The organism is Cytobacillus dafuensis (assembly GCF_007995155.1).
Taxonomy (GTDB): Bacteria; Bacillota; Bacilli; order Bacillales; family Cytobacillaceae; genus Cytobacillus; species Cytobacillus dafuensis.
Genome location: NZ_CP042593.1, coordinates 4,391,544 through 4,416,104, shown reverse-complemented (window position 1 = coordinate 4,416,104; position 24,561 = coordinate 4,391,544). Strand labels below are relative to the sequence as shown.

Below are 24,561 nucleotides of genomic sequence, written 5' to 3'. Positions count from 1 at the left end.
GGGGAGTTAATCAAACGTTTGATTAACATTTATCCGACTCCTAAATTAATCAATCAATCGTTTGATTAACATCTATCCTATCCTTAAATTAATCAATCGTTTGATTAGTATCTATTCGATTCCTAAATCAATCAATCGTTTGATTAACATCTATCCTATCCTTAAATTAATCAATCGTTTGATTAGTATCTATTCGATTCCTAAATCAATCAATCGTTTGATTAACATCTATCCTATCCATAAATTAATCAATCGTTTGATTAGTATCTATTCGATTCCTATCAATCAATCGTTTGATTAACTTTTTTCATTCAAGAAATAATTTTCACTTACTAACAAAAGGAATTAACCTATTTTTTAGGGGAAGTCTGGGTAATTTTAAAAAAAACGAATATTCGTTCGTATATTAGTGGTTTGTTTTCCTGTCTTTGTGGTAGAATGTTTGTATGAGTTTTAGTTAAAAAATGACAAATCAGTATACATCAGGTCCTGATATTGCAAGTAGAGGCTGATTTGTTTTTATAGAGAACGCTTTGTTAAATAATAGTAATGAACTGAGCCATAGAGAAAATTAATCGGGAGGCTTTTTAATGAAGGACCAATTTAAACTAGTCTCAAAGTATTCACCTCAAGGAGATCAGCCGGAAGCCATTCGAAAAATTGTAGAAGGGTTAAACTCAGGCAAGAAGCATCAGACTTTATTAGGAGCGACAGGAACCGGGAAGACGTTCACAATCTCTAACGTCATCAAAGAGGTCAATCGGCCAACACTTGTCATTGCTCATAATAAAACGCTAGCTGGACAGCTATATAGTGAGTTTAAAGATTTTTTTCCTGACAATGCGGTTGAATATTTCGTCAGCTATTACGATTATTATCAACCGGAGGCATATGTACCGCAGACTGATACATTTATTGAAAAAGATGCAAGTATTAATGATGAGATTGATAAGCTTCGGCACTCGGCGACATCCTCATTGTTTGAACGTAAAGATGTTGTCATTATTGCCAGTGTTTCTTGCATTTATGGTTTAGGATCTCCAGAAGAATATCGGGAACTTGTATTATCTATTAGAACAGGGATGGAGATGGAAAGAAATCAGCTTCTTCACAGACTGGTAGATATTCAATATGAGAGAAATGATATTGCCTTTCAGCGCGGTACGTTCAGAGTACGAGGAGATGTTGTTGAAATTATTCCTGCTTCCAAGGATGAGCACTGTATTCGCGTGGAGTTTTTCGGCGATGAAATTGACCGTATTCGTGAAGTGGATGCTTTAACAGGTGAGATTCTAGGAGATCGCGATCATGTGGCTATTTTTCCAAGATCACACTTCGTAACCCGTGAAGAAAAGCTGCGGGTAGCCATTGAAAACATTGAGAAGGAATTGGAAGAGCGGCTTACGGATCTAAGATCGCAGGACAAATTGCTCGAGGCTCAGCGTCTCGAGCAGAGAACCCGCTATGATCTGGAAATGATGAGAGAAATGGGCTTTTGTTCAGGAATCGAGAACTACTCAAGGCATTTGACTTTAAGACCTGGAGGCTCGACTCCATATACGCTGCTGGACTTTTTTCCTGAAGATCTCCTTATTGTCATTGATGAGTCCCATGTTACATTGCCGCAAATCCGAGGAATGTACAATGGCGACCAGGCACGAAAATCTGTACTCGTCGAGCATGGCTTCCGTCTTCCGTCTGCATTAGATAATCGTCCATTAATGTTCAATGAATTCGAAGAGCATATAAATCAAATTGTCTATGTATCTGCAACCCCTGGGCCATACGAAATTGAGCACACCCCTGAAATGATTCAACAAATCATCCGTCCAACAGGTCTGCTTGATCCAACCATTGATGTTCGTCCAATTGAAGGTCAAATTGATGATCTAATTGATGAAATTCAAGAACGAATCAAACGAAATGAACGTGTCCTTGTAACGACCTTGACGAAAAAAATGTCTGAAGACTTGACGGATTATTTAAAGGAAATCGGCATTAAAGTGAATTATTTGCATTCTGAGGTAAAAACTTTGGAGCGGATTGAAATCATTCGTGAGCTGCGTCTTGGAACATACGATGTTCTAGTAGGGATTAACCTATTAAGGGAAGGGCTTGATATTCCAGAGGTTTCACTTGTGACTATACTAGATGCGGATAAGGAAGGTTTTCTGCGTTCTGAGCGTTCGCTTATTCAGACAATTGGTCGTGCTGCCCGTAATGCAAGCGGGCATGTCATTATGTACGCAGATAAAATCACAAATTCAATGGAGTTAGCGATTAGCGAAACGAAACGCCGCCGCTCTATTCAAGAAGAATATAATCAAAAGCACGGCATTACACCACAAACGATTCAAAAGGAAATCAGAGATGTTATCCGTGCTACACATGCAGCGGAAGATCAGACAGAATACAATGCTTCAGCGAAAATGAGCAAGCTAAATAAGAAAGAGCGCGAGAAGCTTATTACAGATATGGAAAAAGAAATGAAGGAAGCAGCCAAAGCACTCAATTTCGAACGTGCAGCTGAGCTTCGTGATTTAATTCTAGAGTTGAAAGCGGAAGGATGACGTAGACATGGCGATGGATAAATTAATAGTAAAAGGCGCCAGAGCACATAATTTGAAAAATATTGATGTCACCATTCCGCGAGATAAGCTAGTTGTGCTGACGGGGCTTTCCGGTTCAGGAAAGTCCTCGCTCGCTTTTGACACAATCTATGCGGAAGGACAGCGCAGATATGTTGAATCTTTATCTGCGTATGCAAGGCAGTTCCTTGGTCAAATGGATAAGCCGGATGTGGATGCGATCGAAGGATTATCACCAGCTATTTCGATCGACCAAAAAACGACGAGTCGGAATCCGCGCTCGACCGTTGGAACTGTAACAGAAATATATGATTATCTAAGATTATTGTACGCGCGAGTTGGGCGACCAACCTGTCCGAATCACAATATTGAAATCTCTTCACAAACGATAGAACAGATGGTGGACCGTATTCTTGAATACCCGGAACGAACAAAGCTTCAAGTCCTCGCACCACTCGTATCTGGAAGAAAAGGAACACATGTAAAAATTTTAGAGGAAGTCAAGAAGCAAGGCTTTGTCCGCGTCCGCATTGATGGGGACATGCATGACCTTGGCGAAGAAATTGAGCTGGAAAAGAATAAAAAGCATTCCATTGAAGTTGTTATAGACCGGATTGTTGTAAAAGATGGCGTTAGCTCGCGTCTCGCCGATTCGATTGAAACGGCTTTGAAGCTTGGAAATGGCAAGGTTCTCATTGATGTAATCGGAGAAGAAGAGCTATTATTTAGCGAAAATCACGCTTGTCCGCATTGCGGTTTTTCTATCGGCGAGCTTGAGCCGCGGATGTTTTCATTTAACAGCCCATTCGGAGCATGTTCCCACTGTGACGGGCTTGGTTCAAAGCTTGAAGTCGATGTAGATTTAGTGATACCTAATCAAGAATTAACATTAAATCAGTATGCCATTGCTCCATGGGAGTCAACGACTTCACAATACTATCCGCAGCTTCTTGGGGCGATCTGTACCCACTATGGAATTGACATGGATATTCCTGTTAAGGATATTCCAGAGAATCTTTTGGATAAAATTCTATATGGCTCGAATGGAGAAAAAATCTTCTTCCATTACGAGAATGATTTCGGACAAGTAAGAGAGACAATGGTAGAATTCGAGGGCGTCATCCGTAATGTGGAGCGCCGCTATAAGGAGACAAGCTCGGACTATATCCGAGAGCAAATGGAGAAGTATATGGCCCAGCAGCCATGTCCGGGGTGTAAAGGCTATCGCTTAAAAGAGGAAACACTTGCTGTTCTCATTTCTGGCCAGCACATTGGAAAGGTGACTGAGCTATCGATAGAAGAAGCCTTCAAATTTTTTGATCAACTAAATTTATCAGAAAAAGAAATGAAAATCGCGAATCTTATTTTCCGTGAGATCAAAGAGCGTTTAGGGTTTTTAGTGAATGTCGGGCTTGATTATTTAACATTAAGCCGTGCAGCAGGAACTCTCTCAGGCGGAGAGGCGCAGCGGATTCGACTCGCTACTCAGATCGGCTCTCGATTAACAGGTGTGCTATATATATTGGATGAGCCCTCAATTGGTCTTCATCAACGGGACAATGATCGCTTAATCGATACAATGAAGAATATGCGTGATATTGGAAATACGCTTATTGTCGTTGAGCATGACGAGGATACGATGTTTGCAGCAGATTACTTAATCGATATTGGTCCGGGTGCGGGAGTCCACGGCGGAGAAATTGTTTCTGCTGGAACTCCACAAGAGGTAATGGATGATCCTAATTCTTTAACAGGCCAGTATTTATCTGGAAAAAAATTCATCCCACTTCCGGTTGAACGCCGTAAAAATGATGGGCGGTTTATCGAAATTAAAGGGGCAAAGGAAAACAATCTGAAAAATGTCAGCGTTAAATTTCCATTAGGAACCTTCACGGCTGTCACAGGTGTTTCCGGCTCTGGGAAAAGTACATTAATAAATGAAATCCTTCATAAAGCCTTAGCGCAAAGGCTGAATAGAGCGAAAACAAAGCCTGGTGAGCATAAAGAAATTAAAGGAATTGAGCATTTGGATAAAGTCATTGATATTGACCAATCACCAATTGGAAGAACTCCTCGTTCAAATCCAGCTACGTATACAGGCGTGTTTGATGATATTCGTGATGTCTTTGCAACGACGAATGAAGCAAAGGTTAGAGGATATAAAAAGGGCCGTTTCAGTTTTAATGTGAAAGGTGGCCGTTGTGAAGCCTGCCGTGGAGATGGAATTATAAAAATTGAAATGCATTTCTTGCCTGACGTCTATGTTCCATGTGAAGTGTGCCATGGAAAGCGCTATAACCGAGAGACACTTGAGGTTAAGTATAAAGGCAAAAATATATCTGAAATTCTAGATATGACTGTAGAAGATGCGGTGGTATTTTTCGAGAACATTCCAAAAATAAGCCGTAAGCTCCAGACCATTGATGATGTCGGCCTTGGCTATGTGAAGCTAGGTCAGCCTGCTACAACGCTTTCCGGTGGTGAAGCCCAACGCGTTAAGCTCGCTTCAGAATTACATCGCCGCTCAACTGGACGCTCGCTTTATATTCTTGATGAGCCGACAACTGGTTTGCACGTAGACGATATTTCAAGATTGCTCATTGTCCTTCAGCGACTCGTTGAAAACGGGGATACCGTTTTAGTGATTGAGCATAACTTGGATGTCATTAAAGCTGCCGACTATATCATTGATCTCGGACCAGAAGGTGGAGATAAAGGTGGAACAATTGTCGCTACTGGAACACCTGAAAAAGTGGCAGAAACCCCTGAATCCTATACTGGAAAATATTTAAAACCAATTTTAGAGCGAGATCGCTTAAGAATGAAAAAGGAAATTGAAGAAAAAGAAGCTACTGTAACGAATGTATAGATATTTTAGTAAGCAGCCCCGTCATTGTTCGGAGCTGCTTTTTCTGTGTGAAAAAGAGAATCCCGATGATAACGCAATGTAATCTAATAGAAATGTTGGTGTAAATCAATTAAGTTATAATCTCGCTAAGGAGAACTATAGCGATTGGTGGAAAACATTTTGAGGAGGGTTAAATTGGAAGCGTATTTGGAAAAATCTTTAGACGAGTGGAGAGAGGATATTTCAAAGGTTCTTGAACAGATTACTCATGAGTATGAAGATGTAATGAGAGAATTGAAGGTTTATAAATATAAGTATGGTATTACTAAGCAAGTGATTCAATCAACTGTGAACGAAGAAATAATCGAAACGATTCGTGAAAATTACCATAAGCCCTTTGAAGAGAAATTTAACGAGCTGAAAGAGTACATAAAAGATCTGGATGAAAAAAGAAAAGTATTTCAAATGTTTGTCAATAAAATTGATGAAGTAAAAAGAAAGGAAGCGCCAAATATTGATTTGGCAGCTGCCTATAGATAAGCTTACCCATTGAAGCCGTCAAAAAAGACGGTTTTTTGTTTTTTATATGAAACCTTTCTATTCCATTTTTCGTAATGATTGGGTAAGGAGCTGATGAAAGTGGAAACGAATAGGGTACTTTCGAGTTTAAGCTATTTAAGTGTATTGTTTGCAGGGATTCTGTTTCCGTTAGTCGTATTCCTTGTAACAGAAGATAAAAAGACGAAGTACCATGCAAAAAAGGCACTCCTTTCACAACTTATTATGCTAGTACCATTTCCTGTTGTCGTTTATTCAGCCATTACTCAGATCGTGATGAACCAAACAGAGGTGCCGATGCTGTTTATAAGCAGCGTCATCATTACCATACTCTTATGCCTTATTGTTGCGGTTTGGAATATCGTGAAGGGGATCAAGATTTTTACAAATGAATCATATTAAGTATGACGAATTCGTAAATGAAGTATTAGGGAATGCATTATTGTAATTAGTAATCAATATAAATTTTATATGGAGGGATTATCATGCAGGGAGAACGTAAACGAATACTTAAAATGGTTGAAGATGGAAAGTTATCAGTGGATGAAGCTCTCTTTTTGTTGGAGGAGCTCGAAAAAACAAGTAAAACAGCCGAGGTTAAGAAGGAAGAGCTTTTTCAGGAGTTATCAACGACAGTAAAATTTGAAGAAGCGAAAAAAGAAGATCCATTCAATTATAAATTTCAATCGGCAAAGGATAAAATTTTTGACTTTGTTGATACTGCATTCAAAAAAATAAAGGATTTAGATTTGGATTTTAATTTTGGTCAGTCTGTGGAGATCACACATATTTTCCAACAAGGGGATGTTTCCTTTAAAGATATCGACATTGACGTAGCAAATGGAAAGGTTGAAGTGATCCCTTGGGGCCAAAAGGATGTCCGCATTGAATGCAAGGCGAAGGTTTACCGCGTGGAAACTCAGGAAGAGGCAAGAAGAAACTTTTTGAATGATGTCAATTTCACAATTGTTGGTGAAAAGATGCGCTTTGGGACAACTCAAAAATGGATGAAGGTTGACTCCGTCATGTATATTCCACAAACAGAATATGATCAAATTAAAATTCGTCTTTTTAATGGGGCTATTGAGAGCAATCATTTACATGTAGAAAGCTATAAAGCAAAAACAGCGAATGGAAAGATTACTTTTCAAGATATTAAAAGTAAGTATACAGAAGCTGAAACGGCTAATGGTCAAATTTCTATTCAAAAGAGTAGTATTGAACATATTGATGCGGAGACGCTTAATGGTGCCATTCATATCGATGGGGACTATCGAAAAGTAGATCTTCAGTCCTTTAATGGTGATATTTTCTGTACGGTTAACGAGGAGAACTGCGATTTTATCGAGGCAAAAGCAGTAACTGGAAAAATCGAATTACAGGTGCCAAATCATGTTGGAGTTAACGGGGAATTAAAGACAAATATCGGAAGTCTAAATGTGAACCTGGATGGGATTCAGATTATTGAGGATAAAAGTGATGTGATCCAAAAGGTTCTTCGCTTTAAATCAGTGAAGGAGTCTAATCATTCCTTAAGGCTGGTTGCAGACACAAAAACAGGGTCCATTCAGATTAATAAATCAAAATCAGTTGAATTATAATTAGAAGCGAATAGTATATAATAATAGTTAATCTTCAAAGTGGGATTCGAGTTAGAAACAAAGGGAAATAGAATCCCGCGTCTAACTTCCCACCTCCGAAAATAGAGGTGCTCTTATCATGAGATGGATCGTTGGAATATTAATAAATGCTATTCTTTTCATAGCAATAGCTGGGTTTTTAGATGAATCATTTTACGTATCGAGTTTCGGAGCAGCGATTGGAGCAAGCGCCATCCTCTCGATCTTAAACATCCTTGTTCGCCCGATACTGATTATTTTAACATTGCCTATCACGTTCCTAACATTGGGGCTATTCCTGTTTGTCGTCAATGCTTTTACATTGCGCATTACCGATGATATTATGGGGAAATCTTTTGAAATTTCAAGCTTTGGAATCACTATTCTAGTGGCGTTCATCATGTCTGTTGCCAATCTTATTATTCAAAAAGCTATTTTTGAACGATCTAAGGAGAAGTAACTGGAGAAGAGGTCAGCACAATTTACGTGCTGACCTCTTCTTATTGATAAGCTATTTTAGAGAATCTTGTTATTAAAGTGTGTTTATTGCTAGGCGTGAAAGGAGGAGAATTTAGTTCTTCAATATACCCGAAGTTTTTCATTTATCGGATACACGGTAATGATGAGATAATCAATGAACCCATAATCCTTCAATATTGGGAAAAACGGTAACAAAGAAGCAATCAATGAGCCCGAAATCTTTCAAATATCGAATACACGGTAACAAAAAGAGGTAATCAATGTCCCCGGTAATTCTCCTTTTTCTGTTTTAGATAATGATTAAGCATTAATCATTATAAACTAAAGCCTATTCATAATAGACATAGGATGAATATCCAAGCTTTTGCAAGGCTTCTGCCAGCTCATCTGCATTTTTCTTATCTTTATAGGCACCGACTTGGACTTTATATAGACTAGTTTTGGCAGGGATTATTGTTGAAGCGGGTGGCATTTTGGAATTAGTTTTTCTCTTTAGCTTATATTGATCAACAAGAGCTTTTACAATGGCTTCAGCACATGTCTTGCGGTACGTGTCCGAGCGTAATAGTTCCGCTTCATTACGGTTTGTCATAAATCCACATTCAACTAATACGGCTGTCATATTCGTTTCGCGAAGGACATGAAAATCAGCTGTTTTAACACCTCGATTATTTAATCCTGTTGAAATAACAAGATTATGCTGGATTTTCTGAGCGAGCTCATAGGCTTCCTTTGGTTTATTGGGGTGTATATAGGTCTCGATACCGTTTGCGTTATTCCAGGTTGACCCGAAGGAATTTGCATGGATGGCCACATAGGAATCGACCTTAAGCTGATTGGCTTTATTCGTTCGTTCCTTAAGGGGAATGTCTCGTTCGTCTGAATGCGCAAAATAAACTATTACATTTTCATAGTTTTCTAGAGACCTCTTGGCATAATCAGTGACTGCTCTATTAAAATCATATTCGCTCAGACCATCAGGAGATCGTTTTCCAGCTGTATGATAACCATGGCCGGCATCAAGCATAATTTTCATACTACCACTCCTTTCAAATGATTAACTTATTACAATCGATTATTAGTAGCTTACTCACCTTTATCATATAAATCGATTTTAATATAGGACATGGTATTTAAACGAAAAATAATCCTAAGTATCCACTCTCAACCTTGTATGTAAAATGTCGTCGGTTTAATTTCGCTGGGCAGGTGATCACTTCGTACATCAAGGCTTGCTCAACGAATCCGTAGACAATTTCATTTTTACACACAAAAAAGAGACAGCTTTATTAGCCATCTCTTTTGCTTTCTATAAAAGTTTTAATGCTTCTTCATCAGCGATAATCGTAACATTTTCATGGCGCTTTAGTGCGGATGCAGGAAATGATTCATCGATTGCACCATTGATAAGTTTATGGATCGCTTCAGCTTTTGCCTCGCCTGAAGCAAGCAGCAAAATTTCCTTACTAGCCATTATGGAAGCGATGCCCATCGTAATCGCGTGAGTCGGTACTTCTTCAATGGTATCGAAAAATCTCGCATTTGCCTGCCTCGTGTTTTCCTCAAGTTCAATGAGGTGTGTGGTGCTGTCGAAAGGTGTTCCTGGCTCATTAAAGCCAATATGACCATTTTCTCCGATGCCAAGTAATTGCAGGTCAATTCCTCCGACTTTTTTCAATAAAGACTCATAGCGTGAGCATTCCTCAAGTAAATCTTTCGCTGTCCCGTTTGGAAGATGGGTTTGTGTTGAAGGAATGTCAATATGGTCAAATAACTGTTCCTTCATAAAATAATGATAGCTATTCAGATTACTAGAATCGATGCCGATGTATTCATCAAGATTAAGCGTTATGATGTTTTTATATGTCGTATTGTTTTGTTTATGATCTTCGATAAGCTTTTTATAAACGCCCTTTGGTGTGCCTCCAGTTGCTAAACCGAGCTTTAACTCAGGATTCGTCTGGATTCGATCCAGCATGAACTGTGCTGCCTTTGTACTCATTTCTTCGTAGTTGGCTGTTCGTATGATTTTCATTATTTCCTCCTCAAAAATCAGCTGTTATTTCTCTATGGCTATGTTAAACTTCCCTGTTGATTTCCGCTGCAGGCACTTAGCGATCGCGGGCGGTCCGGAAGCCTCCTCGTCGCTATCGCTCCTGCGGGGTCTCCCTTTGACTCGCTTTTCCCGCAGGACATTGAATAAGCTTCCTAGAATAATCACCGCACGAAGAAAATGCGTTAGCATTTTCGAGGAGCTCGCGCCTTCCACTCCAATCAACAACAAAATTGCATTTTCAAAACTGAGCTTTAACACAGCCTTCTCTATTAATGATTAAGCTGGCCTTACATACAATGGAATTTTTGTGTAGTTGATTTCTCTTAAACCCATATTTACCAGCTTTGGTCAATATTCACTTTAATTATAGGGTCTTTTATATGATAATGTCTATTTGATTATGTATTATATTTTTTACAATGAGGAACTTTATAATATTTTTCGAACGATTCGGATTCATTCATTTGGTTCTTCGGAAAAAAGTGCTAAAATAAATGGATAAAGTCATAAAAAGGCAGTCCCTCACCCGAAACAAAACGGATAGAGTGATTTATTAAATGCCGTTCCTATTCAAAAACGGAGGTAATCAAATTGGCTAAAGTATGCACGAAAGACATTATAGATAAATTTGATCTTGAGCTGATTAGTGGTGAAGAGGGGATATACCGATCGATTACCACAAGTGATATTTCCAGGCCAGGAATAGAAGTGGCAGGATATTTCGAATTTTACCCGGCAGAGAGAATACAGCTGATAGGAAAAACGGAGCTCACCTTCACAGGAAAATTAAATGAGATTGATCGGCAGGCTCGATTTGATCGCCTTTGTACGGACATTACACCTGGTATTATTATTTCAAGAAGCTTGGAAATCCCAGAGGAATTAATTGAGGCAGCTGAACGAGAAGCAGTACCACTATTAAGAACAAAGTTAAAAACAACGCGTTTTTCAAGTTTGTTAACGAATTATCTTGAGAGCAAACTTGCTCCGACAACGGCTGTTCACGGGGTTCTTGTTGATGTTTATGGGGTCGGAGTGCTCATTACGGGGAAAAGCGGCGTCGGTAAAAGTGAAACTGCTTTAGAACTAGTAAAACGTGGACATAGGTTAGTAGCAGATGATTGTGTGGAGATCAGACAGGAAGATGAAAATACACTTGTTGGCACATCACCGGAACTAATTGAGCATTTATTAGAGATTCGCGGTCTAGGGATCATAAATGTGATGACGTTGTTCGGTGCAGGAGCTGTTCGCAGCTTTAAACGTATTACGATCGTTATGGATTTAGAGCTTTGGGATCAGAACAAGCAATATGATCGCCTTGGGCTTGAAGAGGAAAAGATGAAAATTATCGATATGGAATTGCCGAAGCTAACGATTCCCGTTCGCCCTGGACGGAACTTGGCGGTTATAATCGAAGTAGCAGCCATGAATTTCCGGCTTAAACGAATGGGCGTCAACGCAGCTGAACAATTTTCCAATCGCCTAGCAGACGTTATTGAAGATGGTGAGAGGGCTTAAGTAATTCGAACTAATATTTAGGAATAAAAGGAGCAGTGATTATGGAATCAACGATACAGCCGCTTAATCCGATTGCTTTTTCTATCGGGCCTATTGAAGTCTATTGGTATGGGATTATTATAGGCTTCGGCATCGCTTTAGGATTAATACTTGCTATACGTGAATCAGAAAGAAGGGGATTGTCAAAAGAGATATTCCCAGATTTAATGCTTTGGGCAATTCCGATTGCGATTATTTCAGCAAGAATTTATTATGTCATTTTCCAATGGGACTATTATAGCCAAAATCCTAGTGATATTATCAAAATATGGGAGGGCGGCATTGCTATTCATGGAGCTTTAATCGGGTCCGTCATTACCGCATATATTTTTGCAAAAAAGAGGAATGTTTCTTTCTGGAAGATTGCTGATATTGCAGCACCTAGTATTATTTTAGGTCAAGCAATCGGCCGCTGGGGAAACTTTATGAACCAGGAAGCGCATGGAGGAGAAGTTAGCCGTGCATTCTTGGAAAACTTGCATCTACCTGATTTCATTATTAATCAAATGTATATTAATGGTGCTTATTATCATCCTACTTTTTTATATGAATCCATCTGGGATATCATCGGATTTGTCATCCTTATCCTCTTAAGAAAAGTAAATATGCGTCAAGGCGAGATGTTCCTAACCTATGTGATGTGGTATTCGGTTGGACGCTATTTCGTTGAAGGCTTGAGAACAGACAGTTTAATGCTGACGGAGTATTTAAGAGCCGCACAAACGATTTCGATCATCCTTGTAATCGTTGCAGTTATTTTGCTTGTGGTCAGAAGGATGAAGGGCTATTCGGATGTACGTTATTTAGATAAGAGTGTATAGAAAAGTAGAAAAAGGGAGAACTGACATGCTGGTTGAATCATTCAAAAGGGGAATCATGGTTGGATTAAAAACGACATGGACATTGGGGAAGATTATTTTTCCTGTTACAGTGATTGTTGCTATCCTGCAGCATACACCCGTGCTTCCATGGGTCATAAAGCTAATTACTCCCCTTATGAATGTTATTGGCCTGTCAGGGGATGCAGCCATTCCAATTGTTTTAGGGAATTTCCTGAACTTATATGCTGGAATTGGGGCTATATTAACACTGGATTTAACGGTGAAGGAAGTCTTTATTATTGCCGTCATGCTTTCGTTCTCACATAATATGCTGATTGAATCAAGTGTTGCCCTTAAAGTTGGAGTCAAGCTTTGGATTGTTGTTGCGGTTAGGCTTGGCTTAGCGCTCCTATCCGCATTTGTGATTAATCTTGTTTGGCATGACGGGTCAGAAATAGCGAAATATGGGATCATTCCTGCCAAAGAGGATGAGCTTACTGGCTGGGCGTCTATTTTGTTAGATGCCTTTCAAAAAGCGGGGCTGGGTATATTACAGCTAGCCATGATTGTGATTCCGCTTATGGTCGTTATTCAATTTTTAAAAGATTTAAATTGGCTCGCCGTTTTTTCAAAATGGATGTCACCGATAACGAGAGCGTTAGGGATGAAGGAAAATGCCTCAACGACTCTTGCAGCTGGATTATTATTCGGCCTTGCTTTTGGTGCGGGAGTGATGATTCAAGCAGTTCAAGATGATGGGGTCAGTAAAAAGGATGTTACGCTCGCGTTTATTTTCCTTGTTGCCTGTCATGCTGTTGTGGAGGATACATTGTTATTTGTCCCACTAGGTATTCCGGTTCTGCCATTACTGCTCATTCGATTGAGTGTTGCTATATTATTAACATTAATTATCGCATTTATTTGGAAACGCACTGAAATGAATAAAAGGAAGGAAACAGCTTATGAGCACACAAGTTAATACCGTATTATTTGACTTAGACGGGACGTTAATTGATACGAATGAATTAATTATTTCTTCATTTTTGCATACGTTAGGTAGCTATTATCCAGATAAATACAAGCGAGAGGATGTTCTGCCTTTTATGGGGCCGACCCTAACGGAAACCTTCACATCGATTAATCCGGAAAAAGTGGACGATATGATCGCTATGTACAGGGAATTCAATTTAAGTAATCATGACTTACTTGTAAAAGAATTTCCGACTGTTTTTGAAACCGTTCGTACATTGAAAGAATCGGGCTATAAAATAGCAATTGTATCAACAAAGATTCATAAAAATATTGAAAAAGGTCTTAAGCTCACAAAGCTTGATCAATTTTTTGATGTCGTTATTGCATTAGACCATGTTCAAAATGCTAAGCCTGATCCTGAACCGATTATAAAAGCATTAGATCTGCTAGGTTCAAAGCCAGAAGAGGCGATAATGGTCGGCGATAATTCTCATGATATTCTTGGCGGAAAGAATGCAGGCACGAAAACTGCTGGCGTTGCCTGGAGTGCAAAAGGAAAAGAGCATTTAATGGGCTTCGAGCCAGATTATATTCTTGATACAATGGCTGATCTGCTTGATATTTTAAAGGTAAATAAGGGATGAGGAGAACGGATCGCTATCCAGTCGAAGGTGCCAATTCACTATGGCATGTGTATAAAACGGTTCCTTTTTGGAAGGTTGTAAAAAACTTCGTCGTGATCCAGCTCGCAAGGTATACCCCTTTTTTAGGCATGAAAAACTGGCTATATCGAACTTTTTTACGAATGAAGGTTGGAGATGAGACATCATTTGCTCTGATGGTGATGCTGGATGTGATGTTTCCTGAAAAGATTAGTGTTGGCCGTAATACAGTGATCGGCTATAATACAACGATCCTTGCTCATGAGTATTTAATTAAGGAATATCGATTAGGGAATGTAGAGATTGGCAGTGAAGTCATGATCGGCGCCAACACGACGATTTTGCCTGGCGTATCAATCGGGGATGGTGCGATTGTATCCGCAGGTACTTTAGTGCATAAGGATGTCCCTCCTGGCTCCTTTGTCGGCGGAAATCCAATGCGGGTGATCTACACGAAGGAAGAGATGGCAAAACGCTGGGCGGATGACCCGATATATGGAGAAGAAAAGGCTTAAAGCTCTGTTTGCAATAGCAAGCAGGGCTTTTTATTTTGGCTTTTTTTGGCTAATAGGAAAGTTTAAGTTTATCCCGCATTAACGAGCAGTAAGACCCCCACCTCAAGATTGAGAGAGAAGCGAGGAAGATAGGTGGGGGACAACTGCCCATAAAAGCCCGTAAAATGAACACAGACTAAAAGCGCCACATCGTGTGGCAACGTCTGCGTGACCCACTTCCTGTGGGCCGCAACTAACCATCAGTGGGGGATGAAAGCCGACTAAGAACGCCACGTCCTGTGGCAACGTCGGCACTAGCACGTCCTGTGCGTCGAAAAACCCCCACTGATGGAAGTTTCACTTTATTAACGTACTAAAGTGAAGTGTGTTTTCAATTAATATCTGCTATTAAGATCGCATAAGTAAAACTAAGGCATTCGCCAAAAAAGACTTGGCGAACGCCAAGTTTTTCTAACATTAATCGTGTACATGTCTAACAATAGCTACTTTAACAAACACTATTTAAAGTGTATTAAGCAAATTTTTAGTTATTGACGGATGTTGTCCGTGGAGTTAAAATACAGATAACTTTATTTTACTACCATATTAGCGAACTAAAGCGTTTTGAGGTGAATGAGATGAGTCGCTTATTTATGTTTGAAAAACCCTTAGGGATGAGAGATACATTACCAGAATTATTTGATCGAAAGCGGGTGGTAAGGGCTTCGATTGAAAAGGAGATGGAGCGTTGGGGCTACCGGTTCATTGAGACTCCGACTCTAGAATACTATGAAACGGTTGGTTCCGCTTCGGCAATACTTGACCAGCAGTTATTTAAGCTGCTTGATCAGCAAGGGCATACACTTGTTTTGCGTCCAGATATGACGACTCCCATTGCGCGGATTGCGGCTTCTAGATTGTTAAAAAAGGATATGCCTATTCGCTTAGCTTATGCAGCTAATGTTTTCCGCGCTCAGCAGAAGGAGGGTGGGAGTCCAGCAGAGTTTGAACAGATTGGAGTGGAATGCATCGGCGATTATACCATTAGCGCGGATGCGGAAGTGATTGCATTAATCATCAGCTCCTTACAAGAAGCTGGTTTAGAAGATTTTAAGCTCTCAGTTGGACATATCGGCTTTGCCCATAAATTTTTCCTGAAAATATTAGGAACGGAAGAAAGAGTGGAAGCTTTAACAAGATTTTTATTTGAGAAAAATTATGTAGGATACAGGGAGCATGTAAAAGGGTTGGCCCTTTCTTCTATTGACAAGCAGCGTCTGTTGGATTTTTTAAAGCTAAGGGGAGGAATAGAAATTATAGAATTGGCCGTTAGCCTGCTTGAAAATGAAGAAGGAAAAGAGGATATTCTTCAGCTCCATCAGCTATTTGAAATGATGGGTGATTATGGACTGGAGGAAAAAGTGAAATTCGATTTAACGCTCGTGAGCCATATGAGCTACTATACAGGCATTTTATTCGAGGTATATGCAGGGAAGGTTGGTTTTCCAATTGCGAGTGGAGGCAGGTACGACCAATTGCTTCAAAAATTCGGCAAGCAGGCTGGGGCAACAGGCTTTGCCATCCGGATAGACCGACTTCTTGAGGCGCTTGGGGATGACATAGAGAGCTCAGCTGTTTCCTGTATTTTATTTAGTCCAGAACGAAGGAAGGAAGCCTTTCAACATGCACAGGAACTGAGAAGGTCAGGGAAAAAGGTAGTGCTACAGGATATTAATGGCGTTAAGGATATTGATAATTGTACGAACCAATATGAAGACATCACCTTTTTAGTTGGCAATGCTGGGAGGGAAACCGAGATATGAAAGACGTTTTAACCATAGCGATGCCAAAAGGCAGAATATTCGAAGATGCTGCTGATTTGCTTCGTGAGGCTGGCTTCCAATTGCCGCCAGAGTTCGATGATTCAAGAAAACTAATCATTGATGTTCCTGAAGAAAGCTTCCGGTTTATTTTAGCAAAGCCAATGGATGTTCCTACCTATGTTGAACATGGAGTTGCAGACCTTGGGATCGCAGGCAAGGATGTCATGCTTGAGGAAGAGCGCGTTGTATATGAACTGCTTGATTTAAAAATAAGTGCATGCTACCTCGCTGTGGCAGGTTTACCGAATACAAAAATGAATAACATAGCACCAAAGATTGCAACAAAATATCCGAATGTTGCAGAAGCATATTTCCGTGAACAAGGGGAGCAGGTCGAAATCATTAAGCTGAACGGATCCATCGAGCTTGCACCAATGATTGGTCTTGCTGATCGAATTGTCGATATTGTTTCCACGGGGCGGACATTAAAGGAGAACGGGCTAGTCGAATATGAACGAATTGTTGATATAACATCAAGGCTGATTGTAAATCCAGCCAGCTTTCGATTAAAGGAAGAAAGGGTTAATGAGCTTGTCGAGCGGCTAGTAAAAAAATTGCAGAGCAACGAAGGCCTCTAAGGAGCGTGACGAAATGAAGATTTTAAAAATAAATGAGGAAATTTCCATTAAGAGGTCGGTTGATAATGGGACAGAAGAGCAGCGAGTCGTTGTTAAAAGTATTATTGAGCGCGTTCGTCAGGATGGAGATGAAGCGTTAAAAGCCTTCACAGAAAAATTTGACGGGATTTCTTTAGTTAATATCGCTGTTACGGAGGAAGAAAAAAGGGAAGCTTATAAAGAAATAGATGATGATCTCCTTGCTATTATTCAAGAGGCAGCGTCAAATATTCGCTCCTTTCATGAAAAACAATTGCACCCGTCCTGGATGACAACGGATGAAAATGGGACGATTCTTGGCCAAAAGGTAACCCCGCTTGATTCAGTTGGTTTATATGTGCCAGGCGGAACGGCTGCTTATCCATCTTCTGTGCTGATGAATGTTCTGCCTGCAAAGGTTGCTGGGGTCGAACGCATAGTCATTACTTCCCCTCCTGATAAAAAAACAGGAAAGCTTCCGGCAGCCGTTCTAGTTGCCGCTCAGGAAGCAGGGGCTGAGGAAATTTATAAAGTTGGCGGTGCACAAGCAATCGCAGCATTAGCCTATGGGACGGAAACGATTGCTCCAGTTGATAAAATTACAGGTCCTGGTAATATTTTTGTCGCACTGGCGAAGCGAGAGGTTTTTGGAGATGTGGATATTGATATGATTGCAGGTCCAAGTGAAATTGCGGTTCTTGCTGATGATACGGCAAGACCGGATGAAGTTGCAGCTGATCTATTATCGCAAGCTGAGCATGATATTTTTGCCTGCAGTGTCCTAGTGACTCCATCCGAAGCATTGGCAAAGGCTGTTGCAGCTGAGGTAGAGAAGCAATTATTAACACTTCCTCGTCAAAATATTGCTTCACAATCCATTGAGAACTTTGGTGCTATTTATGTGACGGATACGATGGAGGAAGCGATTGACACGATTAATAGACTAGCTCCTGAACATTTAGAAATTGTAACGGACAATCCGATGGAGCTTTTAGGAAAAATCAGACATGCAGGCGCCATTTTTATTGGCCGCAATAGTCCTGAACCTGTCGGAGACTACTTTGCAGGACCGAACCATGTGCTGCCTACGAATGGAACGGCGCGTTTCTCTAGTCCGCTCAATGTAGAGGACTTTCAAAAGAAATCCAGTATTGTTTTTTACAGTGAGAAGGCATTGAAAGAAAATGGAGAAAAGATTGCAGCATTTGCAAGGCTTGAAGGACTTGAAGCCCATGCGAGAGCGATTGAAATACGATTGAGGAAATAAGTGAATTTCGGAGGGGAGAAAATGGCTAGAGCAACTGAGATCAAAAGGAAAACGAATGAAACGGACATATTTTTAGGTTTCAACATTGATGGGCAAGGGAAGAGCAAGCTTGAAACGGGGGTTCCTTTTTTAACTCATATGCTCGACCTCTTTACGAAACATGGGCAATTCGATTTAACGGTAAATGCAAAGGGTGACATTGAAGTGGATGATCACCATACGACAGAGGATATCGGCATTTGCCTAGGACAAGTATTAAGAGAAGCACTCGGTGATAAAAAAGGGATTAAGCGCTATGGAAATGCATTTGTTCCAATGGATGAGGCACTCGCCCAGGTTGTCATTGATTTAAGCAATCGTCCTCACTTAGAGATGAGAGCAGAGTTTCCGAGCCAAAAGGTCGGAACCTTTGATACAGAGCTTGTACACGAATTCCTATGGAAGCTGGCGCTTGAGGCAAGGATGAATTTGCATGTTATTGTACACTACGGACAAAATACACACCATATAATTGAGGCTATTTTTAAAGCGCTTGGCAGGGCATTAAATGAAGCAACGATGATTGATCCAAATATAAAAGGAGTTCCTTCTACGAAAGGGATGTTGTAAATGATCGGCATTATTGATTACGGAATGGGAAATCTTTTTAGTGTCAGCAAAGCGCTCGAAAGAATGGAAGTTCCTTACTTTATTTCGGAGAACAGTGAAGATCTAATGAAGGCTGATGGACTCATCCTTCCTGGGGTCGGCTCCTTTAAGGACGCGATGGAGCAATTAGATAAATTAGGTTTAACGAGCATGATGAAAGAATATGTTCAGCTCGGGAAGCCGCTTCTGGGGATTTGTTTAGGTATGCAGCTATTGTTTGAAGAGAGTGAGGAGAACGGACTTACGAAGGGATTACAATTACTACCTGGAACGGTAAGAAGATTTTTAGGTGTAAAGGAAGATGGTTCTTCGTATAAGGTTCCGCATATGGGGTGGAATCAACTGAATTTAGTTCAGCCGTCACCGATTCTTCAAGGAATAAAAGAAGATTATGCATACTTTGTTCACTCTTACTATGTTGAAACCTCTCATACAGAGGTTGTCATAGCCAATAGCAGCTACGATATAGCTGTGCCTGCAATTGTTGGGAGTGGAAATATATACGGAATGCAATTCCATCCTGAAAAAAGCAGTGCTCTAGGCATGGAATTATTGCGAAATTTTACTTTGCTTTGTTAACAAGAAAGGATGAGAGTCTCATGAGTTTTACGATTTATCCAGCAATTGATATGAGAGGAGGCAACTGTGTTCGCTTGCTGCAGGGGGACTATAATCAAGAAACGGTATATGGGGACTCTCCTTTTGAGATGGCAAGGAAGTTTGCGGACGAAGGGGCTTGCTGGATTCATATGGTGGATCTGGACGGAGCAAAGGATGGTAAAAGAGTCAATGATGTCTCTGTCATTCAGGCCGCGAAAAATCTGAAGGCGAATATTCAAATCGGCGGCGGCATACGGACAGAAATGGATATAGTTCATTATCTTGAAAATGGTGTATCTCGTGTCATTCTTGGAAGTGTGGCCGTTTCCAATCCGGCTTTTGCCATTGAAATGATTAAGAAATATGGCAGCCAAATGGCCATTGGACTTGATGCAAAGGACGGGTATGTTGCCACTCATGGTTGGCTGAATATATCTGAGGTAAAAGCAGTTGAGCTTGGGAAAAGATTTGCTGATGCTGGGGCTGAAACCTTTATTTTTACAGATATTGCAACAGATGGCATGCTTTCTGGCCCCAATGTAGAGGCTGTCAGGCTGCTCGCAAAGGAAACGGGAAAAAGCATCATAGCATCTGGGGGAGTCAGCAAGCTAGCTGATTTAACTAGTTTAAAAGAATTTTATGAAGATGGGGTTACCGGAGCCATTGTAGGAAAAGCGATTTACGAAGGACGCTTTACAGTTAAGGAAGCATTAGGAGAGGTGAAGGCATCATGCTAACAAAGCGGATTATCCCTTGCCTTGATGTAAAAGAGGGCAGGGTTGTAAAAGGCATACAATTTGTGCAACTGCGTGACGCAGGCGATCCTGTTGAGCTAGCCCGTTTTTATGATGAGCAAGGTGCTGATGAGCTTGTTTTTCTAGATATATCGGCTTCTGTTGAAGGTAGAAAAACAATGGTTGGAGTCGTTCAGTCGGTTGCGTCTGAATTAGCGATTCCGTTTACAGTTGGTGGGGGCATTAACTCATTAGAGGATATGAAAAGGATTTTACGAGCGGGTGCAGATAAGGTATCGCTTAATACGGCCGCTGTGAATGACCCGAATTTGATTACAGAAGGAGCTAAATTTTTCGGTTCACAATGCATCGTCGTGGCCATTGATGCGAAGTATGATGAAGAGCTTGGATCATGGCGTGTTTACACGCATGGTGGCCGCAAACCATCCGAATGGGAAGTCATCGCGTGGGCGAAGGAAGTAGTAAAGCTTGGCGCCGGAGAGATTTTACTAACAAGCATGGATTCAGATGGAGAAAAAAAGGGTTTTGACCTTGCCTTAACAAAAGCCGTCAGCGAGTCGGTATCGATTCCTGTTATCGCGTCGGGTGGAGCAGGGAATGCAGAGCATTTTGCAGAAGCCTTTCTTGATGGAAAAGCGGATGCAGCCTTAGCAGCTTCCATTTTTCACTATAAAGAAACTTCAGTATCAGAGGTAAAAGCTTATATAAAGGAAAAAGGAGTGCCTGTCCGATGAATTTCGAAGAATTGACATTTGATGAAAAAGGCCTCATCCCAGCAATCGTTCAGGATGCGACGACAAGAGAAGTACTGACACTTGCTTACATGAATCGGGAATCCCTTGAAAAATCAATTGAGACAGGTGAGACTTGGTTTTTCAGCCGCTCAAGGCAGGAGCTTTGGCATAAAGGGGCGACGAGCGGGAACACGCAGAAAATTGTGGAGATGAAATTCGACTGTGACAAGGACGCCATCGCTGTACTCGTTAAGCCTGCGGGGCCAGCTTGCCATAAGGGTACAGTGAGCTGTTTTGATGCGAGCCTTTTTCAGTCGGGGGAAGGGGCTGCTAGCCTAGCAGACTACAGCATACTCTTGTCCCTTGAGAAAATTATTAAGGAGCGGGAAGAAGAACGACCAGAAGGGGCATACACGACCTATTTATTTGAAAAAGGTGTGGACAAAATTTTGAAAAAGGTCGGAGAAGAAGCTGCAGAAGTCATCATCGCAGCCAAAAATCGTGACAAAGAAGAGCTTAAATGGGAAGCAGCCGACTTGATTTACCATTTACTCGTTTTGCTTAGAGAGCAAGATCTTCCGTTTAAAGAAGTATTAAGCGTGTTGGATAAAAGACATGAAGGGAACCCGGCTGAATAGAGGCCGGGTTCATAAAAAGTAGCGTTTCATAAATGGATTACTCGCTAAATGGTCCATTCAAAGCAGTTTTTCTAAGAAAAGTGGTCAGATACCTGGGTAAATAGACCATCCGAAGCTACTATTCCAAGAAAAGTGGTCAGATACCTGATTAAATAGACCATCTAAAGCTACTATTCCAAGAAAAATGGTCAGATACCTGAATAAATAGACCATCCAAAGCTATTATTCTAAGAAAAGTGGTCAGATATCTGATTAAATAGACCATCCAAAGCTATTATTCCAAGAAAAGTGGTCAGATACCTGATTAAATAGACCATCTAAAGCTACTATTCCAAGAAAAATGGTCAGATACCTGAATAAATAGACCATCCAAAGCTATTATTCTAAGAAAAGTGGTCAGATACCTGATTAAATAGACCATCTAAAGCTACTATTCTAAGAAAAGTGGTCAGATACCTGTTTAAATAGACCATCTAAAGCTACTATTCTAAGAAAAGTGGTCAGATACCCGATTAAATAGACCATCTAAAGCTACTATTCCAAGAAAAGTGGTCAGATACCTGATTAAATGGACCATCCAAAGCTAGCATTCCAAGAAAAGTGGTCAGATACCTGATTAAATGGACCATCCAAAGCTAGCATTCCAAGAAAAGTGGTCAGATACCTGAGAAAATAGACCATCCCAAGCTACTATTCAAAGAAAATCTGTTATGAAAATAAATTCCGTGGATTAGTAGCTAATTGAGATTTCATAAACAGTAAAAAATGAGTCAAGAGTGTCTTTATTCGCTGATAATAAAGACACTCTTCTTAAAACTTCATCCTCCTCGCCTGCGGCTCTGCCACCTTATCCATCAAACGCTTCAAAAAATCCCAAACCAGTCGCGACTTAATAGGCAGATGCTTATTATAGAAAAAAGAGTATTCACTCTCTTGAACAGCACCGCGATTTCTTTTTATATTGACGGCACAAACGCCGATTAAGAGGCTGCTTTCGTTCTGTCTCCAATTGATACCGACAGAAAAATTTTCAAAAAAATGCTTTTCTCTAAATTTCACCTGCGAAAGCCCTTTTAACCGTGTGATATGAACTCTAGTGCTAATATCCTCCAATCCCTTCTCCAATAGCTTGCTTCTATGATATACTACTTGAGTTAATAAGAAGGTGGAGGATTTCATGGGTAAAGACTCTAAAGCAAGGAAAACGAATGGGAAATTACTAATATTTAACCCTACAGGTGAGTATTATTTTTCAAAAGGATTAAAGGCTTACCACAAAAGGGATCTTTATAAAGCAAGAAAATATTTACAGAGAGCGATTCAACTTGAACCAGATGAATCCATGATTGTCTGCCAATTAGCTGTTGTTCATTCGGAAATGGGTGAATACCAGCAAGCTAACCGTCTTTTGCATCGGATTATTGAAGAGCTTGATGCTGATATGGTGGAATGTCATTATTTTCTCGCCAATAACTATGCACATTTAGGGTTCTTTAAGGATGCCTACCATCATGCCAATTTATATTTGGAATTGGACGAGGATGGGGAGTTTGCTGATGATACTATTGATCTTCTTGAGCTGCTCACAATGGAAGCGGAGGAATTGGATGAGGAGCCTTACGAACAGGATGATCTTATTACAAAACAGGAGCATGCACGGGAGCTTCTTGAGTCGGGTCATTTTCCGAAGGCGGTTGAGATTCTTAATTCTGTCATTGATGAGTATCCTGAATACTGGTCAGCCTATAATAATCTGGCACTTGCGTATTTTTATCTAGGAGAAATTCAAAAAGCAGCAGATATACTTGATAAGGTGTTTGAAGAGAATCCAGGTAATTTACATGCTTTATGCAACAAGCTTGTTTTCGCTTTTTATGAGCGTGATTATAAAGAAGTAAAAGCACTAAAAGAGGTTCTGAAAAAAATCAATCCTTTGTCCATTGAGCATCAGTTTAAACTTGGAGCAACTTTTGCATTAATCGGCGAGTACGATGCTGCTTTTTTATGGCTTCGCAGGCTGCAGAAAAAAGGATTTGATGGAGATGGTGCTTTTTACTATTGGCTCTCCTATGCTGCCTATTTTACAGGCAGAGAAAAAATTGCAAAATCTGCTTGGGAAAAATCTGTTGAACTAAATCCTGAAAAAGAAGGATTTGAGCCTTGGAATGATGAGAAAACGATCCATAACGGACTGGAGAACCATCCTTCATCGATTCTCAAGAAATTAGACAGTGATTATATTGAGGAGCGTCTTTTTGCCCTTTTCTTAACTGCTATGTCAGATGAGAAGGAAGAGATACTTTCTTCAAGAGAAATAAACCAAAACAGGAGATTTTCTCATTTGGAACGAGAGTATTTATCCTGCATACGCAAAGGGAATGGCTGGAAGGCTATGCCGGTACACGATACCGCGGCGCTTCTTTATGAATCTTATCATCCTATTGGAACCGTGGAAGCAGGTTTATTTTTAATGTGGTTTACTGTTTTTGTAGAAATTTCTAATAGTAATCAATCCATTAAAAATCATAAAGCATGGGCTGCTGCTATTGAAACCGTCTGGATTAAGTTAAGAGGGGGAAAAGCTTCCCAGAAGCAAATCGCTGACAAATACGGTATGGCTACTTCAACACTAGCTAAATATATAAAATTAGTGAACAGCTTACTCTCAGATTAACGGGCTGTAAGACCACCTATTTTAAGAAGTTGAAAGAACAAAAACTTTTTACTCGGTGATAAACAGCCCGTAAAATGAACACAGACTAAAAGCGCCACATCGTTTGGC

23 protein-coding genes are annotated in these 24,561 nt (G+C 40.3%); 20 read left to right on the top strand and 3 right to left on the bottom strand.

What is annotated here, in order from left to right; genetic code table 11:
* Positions 1 to 590 precede the first annotated feature (590 nt).
* From uvrB to FSZ17_RS21035, 6 genes are all read left to right on the top strand, one after another.
* Positions 591 to 2,570 (top strand): excinuclease ABC subunit UvrB, encoded by a 1,980-nt coding sequence (gene uvrB, locus FSZ17_RS21060; protein WP_057776338.1) that lies wholly within the window; start codon positions 591 to 593, stop codon positions 2,568 to 2,570.
* A gap of 7 nt (positions 2,571 to 2,577) precedes the next feature.
* On the top strand, positions 2,578 to 5,457 hold the full coding sequence (uvrA, locus tag FSZ17_RS21055; protein WP_057776339.1) for an excinuclease ABC subunit UvrA: 2,880 nt from the start codon (positions 2,578 to 2,580) through the stop codon (positions 5,455 to 5,457).
* Positions 5,458 to 5,631: 174 nt separating this feature from the next.
* Positions 5,632 to 5,976, top strand: coding sequence for a hypothetical protein (locus tag FSZ17_RS21050; RefSeq protein ID WP_057776340.1), 345 nt, complete (start codon positions 5,632 to 5,634; stop codon positions 5,974 to 5,976).
* A gap of 99 nt (positions 5,977 to 6,075) precedes the next feature.
* The gene (locus FSZ17_RS21045) at positions 6,076 to 6,396 is read left to right on the top strand and encodes a magnetosome magnetite crystal formation protein family (protein WP_057776341.1); all 321 of its coding nucleotides are present in this window, start codon (positions 6,076 to 6,078) and stop codon (positions 6,394 to 6,396) included.
* An 83-nt stretch (positions 6,397 to 6,479) separates the two neighbouring features.
* Entirely contained in the window at positions 6,480 to 7,595 is a 1,116-nt protein-coding gene (locus FSZ17_RS21040; RefSeq protein WP_057776342.1) for a DUF4097 family beta strand repeat-containing protein, read from the top strand.
* 118 nt (positions 7,596 to 7,713) lie between these two features.
* Positions 7,714 to 8,073 carry a phage holin family protein gene (locus FSZ17_RS21035; protein ID WP_057776343.1) on the top strand — a complete coding sequence of 120 codons (360 nt, stop codon included), beginning with the start codon at positions 7,714 to 7,716 and terminating at the stop codon, positions 8,071 to 8,073.
* 348 nt (positions 8,074 to 8,421) lie between these two features.
* Here the strand turns inward: FSZ17_RS21035 and FSZ17_RS21030 are convergent, their stop codons facing one another.
* Together FSZ17_RS21030 and nagB are read right to left on the bottom strand one after the other, a co-directional pair.
* Positions 8,422 to 9,129: an N-acetylmuramoyl-L-alanine amidase gene (locus FSZ17_RS21030; RefSeq protein WP_057776344.1), complete on the bottom strand. Its 708-nt coding sequence runs from the start codon at positions 9,127 to 9,129 to the stop codon at positions 8,422 to 8,424.
* A gap of 273 nt (positions 9,130 to 9,402) precedes the next feature.
* Positions 9,403 to 10,128: a glucosamine-6-phosphate deaminase gene (gene nagB, locus FSZ17_RS21025; protein WP_057776345.1), complete on the bottom strand. Its 726-nt coding sequence runs from the start codon at positions 10,126 to 10,128 to the stop codon at positions 9,403 to 9,405.
* 612 nt (positions 10,129 to 10,740) lie between these two features.
* Between nagB and hprK the strand changes: the two genes are divergently transcribed.
* The 13 genes from hprK (at position 10,741) to hisIE (ending at position 21,779) form a co-directional block, all read left to right on the top strand.
* Positions 10,741 to 11,670 carry an HPr(Ser) kinase/phosphatase gene (gene hprK, locus FSZ17_RS21015; RefSeq protein ID WP_057776346.1) on the top strand — a complete coding sequence of 310 codons (930 nt, stop codon included), beginning with the start codon at positions 10,741 to 10,743 and terminating at the stop codon, positions 11,668 to 11,670.
* Between the two features lie 41 nt (positions 11,671 to 11,711).
* Positions 11,712 to 12,530 carry a prolipoprotein diacylglyceryl transferase gene (gene lgt, locus FSZ17_RS21010; RefSeq protein ID WP_057776347.1) on the top strand — a complete coding sequence of 273 codons (819 nt, stop codon included), beginning with the start codon at positions 11,712 to 11,714 and terminating at the stop codon, positions 12,528 to 12,530.
* Positions 12,531 to 12,555: 25 nt separating this feature from the next.
* Complete coding sequence (locus FSZ17_RS21005; protein WP_057776348.1) at positions 12,556 to 13,509, top strand: nucleoside recognition domain-containing protein; 954 nt, start codon at positions 12,556 to 12,558, stop codon at positions 13,507 to 13,509.
* Positions 13,493 to 14,146 carry a pyrophosphatase PpaX gene (gene ppaX, locus FSZ17_RS21000; protein ID WP_057776349.1) on the top strand — a complete coding sequence of 218 codons (654 nt, stop codon included), beginning with the start codon at positions 13,493 to 13,495 and terminating at the stop codon, positions 14,144 to 14,146. The genes FSZ17_RS21005 and ppaX overlap by 17 nt, the downstream gene beginning before the upstream one ends.
* On the top strand, positions 14,143 to 14,679 hold the full coding sequence (locus tag FSZ17_RS20995) for an acyltransferase (protein WP_057776350.1): 537 nt from the start codon (positions 14,143 to 14,145) through the stop codon (positions 14,677 to 14,679). The genes ppaX and FSZ17_RS20995 overlap by 4 nt, the downstream gene beginning before the upstream one ends.
* Positions 14,680 to 15,296: 617 nt before the next feature.
* Entirely contained in the window at positions 15,297 to 16,481 is a 1,185-nt protein-coding gene (locus tag FSZ17_RS20990) for an ATP phosphoribosyltransferase regulatory subunit (RefSeq protein ID WP_057776351.1), read from the top strand.
* Positions 16,478 to 17,119, top strand: coding sequence for an ATP phosphoribosyltransferase (gene hisG / locus FSZ17_RS20985; RefSeq protein WP_057776352.1), 642 nt, complete (start codon positions 16,478 to 16,480; stop codon positions 17,117 to 17,119). Before FSZ17_RS20990 ends, hisG begins: the two co-directional genes overlap by 4 nt.
* Positions 17,120 to 17,132: 13 nt before the next feature.
* Complete coding sequence (hisD, locus tag FSZ17_RS20980) at positions 17,133 to 18,404, top strand: histidinol dehydrogenase (RefSeq protein ID WP_057776353.1); 1,272 nt, start codon at positions 17,133 to 17,135, stop codon at positions 18,402 to 18,404.
* 21 nt (positions 18,405 to 18,425) lie between these two features.
* Positions 18,426 to 19,013: an imidazoleglycerol-phosphate dehydratase HisB gene (gene hisB, locus FSZ17_RS20975; RefSeq protein WP_057776354.1), complete on the top strand. Its 588-nt coding sequence runs from the start codon at positions 18,426 to 18,428 to the stop codon at positions 19,011 to 19,013.
* Positions 19,014 to 19,631, top strand: coding sequence for an imidazole glycerol phosphate synthase subunit HisH (gene hisH, locus FSZ17_RS20970; protein ID WP_057776355.1), 618 nt, complete (start codon positions 19,014 to 19,016; stop codon positions 19,629 to 19,631). It begins immediately after the preceding gene.
* A gap of 20 nt (positions 19,632 to 19,651) precedes the next feature.
* Positions 19,652 to 20,389: a 1-(5-phosphoribosyl)-5-[(5-phosphoribosylamino)methylideneamino]imidazole-4-carboxamide isomerase gene (gene hisA, locus FSZ17_RS20965; protein ID WP_057776356.1), complete on the top strand. Its 738-nt coding sequence runs from the start codon at positions 19,652 to 19,654 to the stop codon at positions 20,387 to 20,389.
* Entirely contained in the window at positions 20,383 to 21,141 is a 759-nt protein-coding gene (gene hisF / locus FSZ17_RS20960) for an imidazole glycerol phosphate synthase subunit HisF (RefSeq protein ID WP_057776357.1), read from the top strand. The genes hisA and hisF overlap by 7 nt, the downstream gene beginning before the upstream one ends.
* Positions 21,138 to 21,779 carry a bifunctional phosphoribosyl-AMP cyclohydrolase/phosphoribosyl-ATP diphosphatase HisIE gene (gene hisIE / locus FSZ17_RS20955; protein ID WP_057776358.1) on the top strand — a complete coding sequence of 214 codons (642 nt, stop codon included), beginning with the start codon at positions 21,138 to 21,140 and terminating at the stop codon, positions 21,777 to 21,779. Before hisF ends, hisIE begins: the two co-directional genes overlap by 4 nt.
* An 810-nt stretch (positions 21,780 to 22,589) precedes the next feature.
* On the opposite strand, the gene FSZ17_RS20950 is transcribed toward hisIE, so the two are convergent.
* Positions 22,590 to 22,892 carry a hypothetical protein gene (locus tag FSZ17_RS20950; protein ID WP_146846551.1) on the bottom strand — a complete coding sequence of 101 codons (303 nt, stop codon included), beginning with the start codon at positions 22,890 to 22,892 and terminating at the stop codon, positions 22,590 to 22,592.
* A gap of 64 nt (positions 22,893 to 22,956) precedes the next feature.
* Between FSZ17_RS20950 and FSZ17_RS20945 the strand changes: the two genes are divergently transcribed.
* The gene (locus FSZ17_RS20945) at positions 22,957 to 24,453 is read left to right on the top strand and encodes a tetratricopeptide repeat protein (RefSeq protein WP_057776360.1); all 1,497 of its coding nucleotides are present in this window, start codon (positions 22,957 to 22,959) and stop codon (positions 24,451 to 24,453) included.
* Positions 24,454 to 24,561: the final 108 nt, after the last annotated feature.

What these genes read in the sequence shown, in the direction of transcription:
- FSZ17_RS21005 (WP_057776348.1), top strand. Translation starts at nt 12,556, where the DNA reads ATGCTGGTTGAATCATTCAAAAGGGGAATCATGGTTGGATTAAAAACG.
- hisD (WP_057776353.1), top strand. Translation starts at nt 17,133, where the DNA reads ATGAAGATTTTAAAAATAAATGAGGAAATTTCCATTAAGAGGTCGGTT.
- FSZ17_RS21035 (WP_057776343.1), top strand. Translation starts at nt 7,714, where the DNA reads ATGAGATGGATCGTTGGAATATTAATAAATGCTATTCTTTTCATAGCA.
- FSZ17_RS20990 (WP_057776351.1), top strand. Translation starts at nt 15,297, where the DNA reads ATGAGTCGCTTATTTATGTTTGAAAAACCCTTAGGGATGAGAGATACA.
- uvrB (WP_057776338.1), top strand. Translation starts at nt 591, where the DNA reads ATGAAGGACCAATTTAAACTAGTCTCAAAGTATTCACCTCAAGGAGAT.
- hisB (WP_057776354.1), top strand. Translation starts at nt 18,426, where the DNA reads ATGGCTAGAGCAACTGAGATCAAAAGGAAAACGAATGAAACGGACATA.
- hisIE (WP_057776358.1), top strand. Translation starts at nt 21,138, where the DNA reads ATGAATTTCGAAGAATTGACATTTGATGAAAAAGGCCTCATCCCAGCA.
- hisA (WP_057776356.1), top strand. Translation starts at nt 19,652, where the DNA reads ATGAGTTTTACGATTTATCCAGCAATTGATATGAGAGGAGGCAACTGT.
- hisF (WP_057776357.1), top strand. Translation starts at nt 20,383, where the DNA reads ATGCTAACAAAGCGGATTATCCCTTGCCTTGATGTAAAAGAGGGCAGG.
- FSZ17_RS21040 (WP_057776342.1), top strand. Translation starts at nt 6,480, where the DNA reads ATGCAGGGAGAACGTAAACGAATACTTAAAATGGTTGAAGATGGAAAG.
- hisH (WP_057776355.1), top strand. Translation starts at nt 19,014, where the DNA reads ATGATCGGCATTATTGATTACGGAATGGGAAATCTTTTTAGTGTCAGC.
- FSZ17_RS21030 (WP_057776344.1), bottom strand. Translation starts at nt 9,129, where the DNA reads ATGAAAATTATGCTTGATGCCGGCCATGGTTATCATACAGCTGGAAAA.
- FSZ17_RS20995 (WP_057776350.1), top strand. Translation starts at nt 14,143, where the DNA reads ATGAGGAGAACGGATCGCTATCCAGTCGAAGGTGCCAATTCACTATGG.
- lgt (WP_057776347.1), top strand. Translation starts at nt 11,712, where the DNA reads ATGGAATCAACGATACAGCCGCTTAATCCGATTGCTTTTTCTATCGGG.
- hisG (WP_057776352.1), top strand. Translation starts at nt 16,478, where the DNA reads ATGAAAGACGTTTTAACCATAGCGATGCCAAAAGGCAGAATATTCGAA.
- uvrA (WP_057776339.1), top strand. Translation starts at nt 2,578, where the DNA reads ATGGCGATGGATAAATTAATAGTAAAAGGCGCCAGAGCACATAATTTG.
- ppaX (WP_057776349.1), top strand. Translation starts at nt 13,493, where the DNA reads ATGAGCACACAAGTTAATACCGTATTATTTGACTTAGACGGGACGTTA.
- FSZ17_RS20945 (WP_057776360.1), top strand. Translation starts at nt 22,957, where the DNA reads ATGGGTAAAGACTCTAAAGCAAGGAAAACGAATGGGAAATTACTAATA.
- nagB (WP_057776345.1), bottom strand. Translation starts at nt 10,128, where the DNA reads ATGAAAATCATACGAACAGCCAACTACGAAGAAATGAGTACAAAGGCA.